Origin of the sequence: Streptomyces sp. SID3343, assembly GCF_009865215.1 — a bacterium.
GTDB lineage: Bacteria > Actinomycetota > Actinomycetes > Streptomycetales > Streptomycetaceae > Embleya.
The window spans coordinates 1-1,276 of sequence record NZ_WWJX01001278.1; the positions used below are offsets into that span (position 1 = coordinate 1).

Here is a 1,276-nt window from a genome sequence, read left to right on the forward strand (position 1 = left end):
TGGGGTTGGACCATTCGTAGGACAAGGGGTCATGTCTCGGGGGGATGAGGGGCATATCGGCTTAGTTTGCGGGTGTGTTGCGTCCTTTGCGTTCCCTGCTCGCCGCGTCCGTGTTGTTGCTCGCCGGCGTCGTCACGTCTTCCGTGGCCGCCGCCGACCGCGACTCGCCCGCGCGGTGGAACCCGTCCGCCGCCGACTCCTATCTGAACTACGTGGCGCCGCGTGATCCGCTGCCGCCCGAAGCCCCGCCCGCCGCGTCGCCCGACCTGCACGACCGCATGCTCGCCGCCGACCGGCGGGCCCGCGCCTACGACCGCAAGTACAGTGCGGGCAACCCCGTCACCGCCCGCCGGCTCGCCCGTGCCGAGGCGGAGGCCGCCCGCACCGGCAAGAGCCCGCGCGCGCAAGCCGGCGAGGCCACGCGCGACGCGAAGCTGCTGACGATCCTGGTCGAGTTCAACGACCGGGCCGACGACGACTTCTCGGGCTTCGCGCGCCCCACGAGCGTCGCCGATCCCACGTGCGTCACCGAGCCGCCCGGCACGGTCGAGAACGGCCCCCGGCACAACCACTTGCCCGACCCGGCAGTCGCCGGCAAGGACGACAACACGCTGTGGGTGAAGGATTTCGACAAGGCCCACTTCGACGACATGCTCTACTCCGAGAAGGGCATCACCGAGCGCGTCCGCCCCGACCTCACCGGCCCCGACGGCAAGCCCGGGATCAGTCTCGCCGGGCTGACCATGCGCAACATGTACCAGGAGATGTCGCACGGCGCCTACAACGTCGGCGGCCACAGCGCCGGTTGGGTCGGCGTACCGCACTCCGAGGCGTGGTACGCCGCCGCCGCGTGCGGCGCGCCCCGTCAGGACAACAGCGGCAGCCCGCAAAACCCGCGCGGTGTACGGCAGTTCGTGACCGACGCGGTGGACGCACTGGCCGCCGCACAGCCCGACTTCCCGTGGTCGGACTACGACAAGGAAGACCCGGGCGACGCCGACCACGACGACAACACGCAGGAGCCGGACGGCGTCGTCGACCACCTGGTCCTCGTCCACGCCGGCAAGGACAAGTCGGCCGGCGGCGGCGCCGAGGGCACCTACGCGATCTGGGCGCACGCGAGCACCGTGCTGCGCGGGCACGTCGTCCCCGGCACCGACCTCAAGGTGGCCAACTACATCGTGCAGCCCGAGGATTCCGGAGTGGGCGTGTTCGCCCACGAGTTCGGCCACGACCTCGGTCTGCCCGACCTGTACGACAACTTCAGCGGCGGCGA

General features: G+C 71.0%; 1 protein-coding gene. It reads left to right on the forward strand.

Features of this window, described 5'->3' with window-relative positions; genetic code table 11:
• Positions 1 to 74: 74 nt before the first annotated feature.
• The coding region (locus tag GT354_RS40200; protein WP_346012390.1) for an immune inhibitor A domain-containing protein at positions 75 to 1,276 on the forward strand (1,202 nt) is incomplete at its 3' end.